The sequence below is a fragment of the Rhodopseudomonas sp. BR0M22 genome (assembly GCF_010907035.1).
GTDB lineage: Bacteria > Pseudomonadota > Alphaproteobacteria > Rhizobiales > Xanthobacteraceae > Rhodopseudomonas.
Map to the genome: position 1 here is coordinate 41,053 of NZ_QUMK01000044.1, position 6,000 is coordinate 47,052.

The following is a 6,000-nucleotide window of genomic DNA, read 5'->3' on the forward strand; positions in this document are numbered from 1 at the left end:
AGTCCGCGCCATCCCGGCTCCTCTCGCATCACAACCGCGCCGGTGGTTCACCGGCGCGGTTGTTTGTTTGGCGATCGGAACTGTCGCGGATCACCGTGGCGAAACGGCGGCTGCTCAGGCCGCGCGGCGCTGATGCTTCCCCTCGCGGATCTCCTCGATGATCTTGGCGGAGAATGCCTCGAGGTCGCCCGGGTTGCGCGAGGTGATGACGCCGTTGTCGGTGACCACTTGGCTGTCTTCCCACTTGGCGCCGGCATTGATCACGTCCTGCTTGATCGAATGATACGAGGTCATCCGCCTGCCCTTGGCGATGCCGGTTTCGATCAGTAGCCACGGCGCGTGACACACCGCAGCCACCGGCTTGCCGGCCTGGTAGAACGCCTTGATCAGCTTCAGCGCGTTTTGGTCGACACGCAGCAGATCGGGGTTGATCTGGCCGCCCGGCAGCACGATCGCATCGTAGTCATCGGCCTTCACCGAGCCGAGCTGCTTGTCGACTTTCACCGGCCGGCCCCAATCCTTGCCGCTCCAGCCTTTGATCTCGCCCTGTTCCGGCGACACGATATCGACCTGCGCGCCGGCCGCCTTCAGCCGATCGCGCGGCACTTCGAGTTCCGACTGTTCGAATCCGTTGGTGGCGAGAATAGCGACGCGCTTGCCATCGATTTGGCCTGCCATGATTGCTCTCCATGCTGGTCTTGAACGCCCCGCTGAGTAATCGCAGGCAAGAGCGATCGTTCCGCGGGGAACAACACACGACAGGAAACACCCCACGAAGGTCGGCCCCGCCGGAGTCAACCGGCGCCCCATCAAGCGATCGATGCCCACGATTGGGTTGATAGCTCGCTATCGGCGATGCAAGCGCCGAGCATCATCGGGCATGTGAGTTACTTCCCCGCCGCCGGCCAGAACACCGTCAGCCACACCGTCGGCTGGTCGGTCGCGGTGGCTTCGACGCGGTGGCGGCAGTGGGCGGGGATATCGATCCAGGTCCCGGGGGTGAGATCGACGGTCCGGTCGCCGTCTTCGAACCGCAGCACGGCGGAGCCGGCCAGCAGCACGACGAACTCGTCCTCTGTCTGATCGTACCAAAATCCATCCGGGCTCGACTGCCCGAACGAGACGATGCGCTCGATGCGGATGCCGCCGCGGGCCAGCAGGGTTTCCAGGACTTCGTCGGGGCCGGCGGGTGGCAGCAGATGCAGCAAATTTCCGTGCGGTGCGTCCATCGTTTCAATCCTCAGCACGGAATTTGCCGCCGATCGGCGCCGGCCGCTATCCGTCTTGCGTTCGCGCTTGTGTTTCGCTGCGCGGCGTTTCATACCGCTTTTGCCTGCGCTGGCCGAGATGCCCGCGCGCCCCGCCCGCCGGCCGCCGCTCCCGACCAACGGACGATGCGACCGAGTTCCGCCTTTTGTCCGACGTCAAAGCCGACGCGGATGAAACGGCGTCGGATACCGGCAGGGCGCGGCGGATCGCTTGGCCGGCGGTCCTCTCACTCAGCCTCTGAGCCTGGAGCTTTCCGTGCGCCCTGCCGTCATTGCCGCGACCGGCCTCTACACCCCGCCCGACAGCGTCTCCAATGCCGAGCTGGTGGAGGCGTTCAACACCTATGTGGCGAACTTCAACGCGGCCAATAAGGCGCGGATCGAGGCCGGCGAGATCGAGCCGCTGGCGCCGTCGTCCTCGGAATTCATCGAGAAGGCCTCGGGTATCAAGTCGCGCTACGTGGTGGCCAAGCCGGGGATCATCGATCCGGAGGTGATGCGGCCGATCATTCCGGAGCGCTCCAACGACGAATTGTCGATCCTCGCCGAGATGGCGGTGACCGCGGCCGAGCAGGCGATCGAACGCTGGGGCAAGCCGCGCGAGCGGATCGGCGCGGTGCTGTGCGCCTGCTCCAACATGCAGCGCGCCTATCCGGCGATGGCGATCGAGGTACAGAACGCGCTGGGCCTTGGCGGCTTCGCGTTCGACATGAACGTCGCCTGCTCGTCGGCGACCTTCGGGCTGAAGACCGCGGCGGATTTCGTCGGCGGCGGCTCGGTCGATGCGGTGCTGATGGTCAATCCGGAGATCTGCTCCGGCCATCTCAATTTCCGCGACCGCGACAGTCACTTCATCTTCGGCGACGTCGCCACCGCGGCGATCGTCGAGCGCGCCGACGATGCAGAAGGCGGGTGGTCGATCCTCGGCACCAAGCTGAAGACGCAGTTCTCCAACAACATCCGCAACAACGCCGGCTTCCTCAACCGCGCCTGGCCGGAAGGCCGCGACAACGTCGACAAGCTGTTCGTGCAGCAGGGCCGCAAGGTGTTCAAGGAAGTGGTGCCGCTGGTCTCGGAGATGATCATCGAGCACGCCCGCGAGATCGGCATCGATCCGCACGGCCTGAAGCGGATGTGGCTGCACCAGGCCAACATCAACATGAACGAGATCATCGGCCGCAAGGTGCTGGGCCGCGATCCGACGCGGGACGAAAACGTCATCATCCTCGACGACTACGCCAACACCTCGTCGGCTGGCTCGATCATCGCCTTCCACAAGCACCAGGACGACATGGCGCAAGGCGACCTCGGCCTGATCTGTTCGTTCGGCGCCGGCTACTCGGCCGGCACTGTGTTCGTGCAGAAGCGGTAATAGTCTCACGTCGCCGTCTCCCCGTCATCGGGAGGCGCGCCCCTCGGCTTGCGTCCGCCGCCGTTGCGCCTATCTCCCGGGCATCGCCATTCGCCTCGAGGAGACCACCATGTCGCATCCCGCCATCGCTCGCGACCAGGTCGCCGTCGTCACCGGCGGCGCTTCGGGGATCGGCTTCGCCGCTGCCAAGCGGTTCCTGCAGGCCGGCATGAAGGTGGCGATCGCGGATCTGAACGCCGATCATCTCGCCCGCGCCGCCGAGCTGCTGGCGCAGGTTGCCGGCAGCTCCGATGACGTGCTGTCCAAGGAAACCGATGTTTCCGACCCCGACCAGCTCGAAGCGCTGCGCGCCGCGGTGACGGCGCGGTTCGGCGGCGTCGACGTGCTGATGAACAACGCCGGCATCGAGCCGCCGAGCACCGCGCTCGGCCCGCGTGCCGCCTACCAGCGTATCCTCAATGTCAATCTGTGGGGCGTGATCCACGGCTCGCAGATCTTCGCGCCCGCGATCATCGCCCGCGGCCGGGCGGGGCTGATCATCAACACCGGCTCCAAGCAGGGCATCACCACGCCGCCGGGCAACCCGGCCTACAACGTCTCCAAGGCCGGCGTGAAGGCCTATACCGAGGCGCTGGCGCACGAGCTGCGCAACACCGCAGGCTGTGCGGTGACCGCGCATCTCTTGATCCCCGGCTTCGTCTTCACGGCGCTGACCGCGCGCGGCCGCACCGAGAAGCCGGCAGGCGCGTGGACCGCCGAACAGACCGTCGACTTCATGCTGGAGCGGCTCGCAGCGCGCGACTTCTACATCCTGTGCCCGGACAACGACGTGCCCCGCAGCCTCGACGAACGCCGCATCGCCTGGGCGGCCGGCGATATCATCGAGAACAGGCCAGCCCTGTCGCGCTGGCACCCGGCCTGGGCGGATGCCTTCAAGGCGTTCGTCGAGGGCAAGTAACAAGCCGCGGCGCCCACATCGTCCTGAAGCGCATGCCGGCTCAAGCCTGCGCCGTCGCCACCGCGCCAACCGCCGCCCCGGCGCCAGCATCGAACAGCACGAAGCGGTTGCGGCCGGCGCGCTTGGCGGCGTAGAGCGCCGCATCGGCCTCCGCAAAGGCGGCGTCGATCGAGCTGCCCGAGATCACCCGGCAGGCGCCGATCGAAACCGTCAGCGCGATGTCCTGTCCTTCGTCGGAGCGGATCGGCGCGGCATTCATCGCGTCGACCATGCGCGCGCACAGCGCCCGCAGGCCGTCCGCATCGCGATCCTCGACCAGCACGACAAACTCGTCGCCGCCCCAGCGCGCACAGGTGTCCCGCTCGGTGAGCAGCGGCGCGAGCCGCCGCGCGGTTTCGCACAGCAGGCGATCGCCGGCCAGATGGCCGAACACGTCATTGACGTCCTTGAAGTTGTCGAGATCGATCAGCAGCAGCCCGCCCGATCGCGGCGCCGACGGCGACTGCGCCAGCCACAGCTCGAACACCTGGGTGAAACCGCGACGGTTGGGGATCTCGGTCAAGAGATCGATATTGGCGAGCCGCCGCAGCTTCTCGGTCCGCTCGTCGACCAGATCCTCGAGCACGCGGGTGTGGTCGCGCACGGCGTGCGCCATGCCCGACAAGGTGCGCGACAGCCGGCCGATCTCGTCGCTGCCCTGGTCGACGACGATATGGTCGAAGTCGCCGTTTTCGACCCGCCGCGCCGCCGCCTCGACGGTGGCGAGCCGATCGAGCACGACCCGGCGGAACAGAATGGTGACGAGCGCGACCGTCGCCGTCATCATCACGATCAGCAACAAAGCGATCGGAGTGAACAAGCGGCGATCGATGATGGCGTCGATGTCCATCAGCGTCACGTTGAACCAGCCGAGCTGATCGAGATAGCCGACGCCGACCAGGAACTCGCGCCCCCCGAGCTTCATGAAACGCGACTCCACCGCTGCCGGGCCGGCGGAGACGCGGCGCATCATGGCGTCGAGTTCGGCGGCGTCGGCGGGACTGTCGACCTGCTGGAAGATCGTCTTCTTGGTCTTGGTGTCCTTGGTGAGACTGTGGAAATCGACCATCCGCGGATCGCGATGCGCCTGGATGGCGCCGGAATGATCGACGAACATGCTGGTGACGCCGGTCTGCGGCAGCGCCACCACTTCGCGGATGAATTCGGTGAGGTCGACGCCGGTGCCGATCACGCCGAGAGTCTTGCCCTGCTCGCTGATGACGCAGTTGATCCAGACCTTGGTGACGGCGAGGTTGTCGTCGCGGTCGACGTTGAGCTGGCACGGCTGTCCGGCCGCGATCGTCTTGAAATACCAGCCGTCGCGCGGATTGTCGTGCTTGACCTGATAGCGAAGCTGGTTTCCGGAATAGTCGTTTTTGGCGTCGTTGAAGTAGTAATTACCGGACTGGTCGACGACGAAGAAATAGCTCTTGTCGTGAAACGACAGCCGGTAGTGCTCGAGTTCGGCCAGCCCGCGTTTGGCCTTGTCGGGATCGGCCTCGTCGCGAGCCCATTCGCGCACCGCCGGCGACCGGGCCACCGTCTCGGCCAGCGAGACCTCCCGGATCAGCGCCTCGAGGCCGCGGTAGCGGTCGAACAGCACCTGCTTCTCGGCGAACAACGTGCCGAGCGCCACCACGGTCTTACGGGTCAGAAATTCGAACGCCACATAGGCCGGCACGGCGACCAGCCCGAACACACAGACGGTGACGACCAGAAACCGCGTCTTGAGGCTGGTGGCAATCTGATTCCAGAGAAAGCGCATCGGGCTTGGTGTGATCTCCGCCGAAACAAGCCGCCGTTCCGAGCGACCGCCGAACGCGGCTGCGCCGACTGAACCACATACAAGTCAGATCTGAAGGCTTCACTAATGGTTCACGCTGTGGTGCCGATCGTATCGATCATCGATCGACGCCGGGTCCGCCAGACATCTCCACCGGATGCGCCCTCGCCGCCGGTGCGCGAACGAACGGCACCGGCGCGGCGGTTCGGCTCTACCCCGCGTGGTCGAACTCGATCCGGGCGGTGGTGCCTGGGCCGACCTCATAGGTGATGCGGCCGCCGATCTGCGCGGCAAGGTTGTGGATGATCTTGAGGCCGAGGCTGTGACCAGCGCCGGGGGCTTCGGCCGGCGTCATGCCCTTGCCGTCGTCCGCGATGGTGAAGACGATGCGGTCGCCGTCCTGCACCAGCCGCAGCGCGATGGTGCCGCGGCCATCGGGAAACGCGTGCTTCAGCGCGTTGGTGACGATCTCGACGGCGATCAACGACAGCGGCGTCAGCTTGGTGAGATCGAACTGCACCGGCGGCATGTCGACCGTGAAGCGCACCTCGCTGGCCCCGGCCTCCATAGACCCCGAGGC

At 66.1% G+C, this 6,000-nt stretch carries 6 protein-coding genes; 2 read left to right on the forward strand and 4 right to left on the reverse strand.

The window, feature by feature from the left end; all coding sequences use genetic code 11:
- Positions 1 to 114: 114 nt before the first annotated feature.
- Both DY468_RS15230 and DY468_RS15235 read right to left on the reverse strand, forming a co-directional pair.
- Positions 115 to 678, reverse strand: a complete 564-nt coding sequence (locus tag DY468_RS15230) for a type 1 glutamine amidotransferase domain-containing protein (RefSeq protein WP_164605641.1) — start codon at positions 676 to 678, stop codon at positions 115 to 117.
- Positions 679 to 887: 209 nt separating this feature from the next.
- Positions 888 to 1,229 carry a cupin domain-containing protein gene (locus DY468_RS15235; protein ID WP_164605642.1) on the reverse strand — a complete coding sequence of 114 codons (342 nt, stop codon included), beginning with the start codon at positions 1,227 to 1,229 and terminating at the stop codon, positions 888 to 890.
- A 295-nt stretch (positions 1,230 to 1,524) separates the two neighbouring features.
- Here DY468_RS15235 and DY468_RS15240 point away from each other — a divergent pair, with 295 nt between their 5' ends.
- A complete protein-coding gene (locus DY468_RS15240) occupies positions 1,525 to 2,640 on the forward strand; it encodes a beta-ketoacyl-ACP synthase III (protein ID WP_164605643.1) in 1,116 nt (371 codons plus the stop codon).
- Between the two features lie 109 nt (positions 2,641 to 2,749).
- Entirely contained in the window at positions 2,750 to 3,598 is an 849-nt protein-coding gene (locus DY468_RS15245; protein ID WP_164605644.1) for an SDR family NAD(P)-dependent oxidoreductase, read from the forward strand.
- 40 nt (positions 3,599 to 3,638) lie between these two features.
- Here the strand turns inward: DY468_RS15245 and DY468_RS15250 are convergent, their stop codons facing one another.
- Positions 3,639 to 5,402: a sensor domain-containing diguanylate cyclase gene (locus DY468_RS15250; RefSeq protein ID WP_164605645.1), complete on the reverse strand. Its 1,764-nt coding sequence runs from the start codon at positions 5,400 to 5,402 to the stop codon at positions 3,639 to 3,641.
- A gap of 229 nt (positions 5,403 to 5,631) precedes the next feature.
- On the reverse strand, positions 5,632 to 6,000 hold a 369-nt coding region (locus DY468_RS15255), incomplete at its 5' end, for a sensor histidine kinase (RefSeq protein ID WP_164605646.1).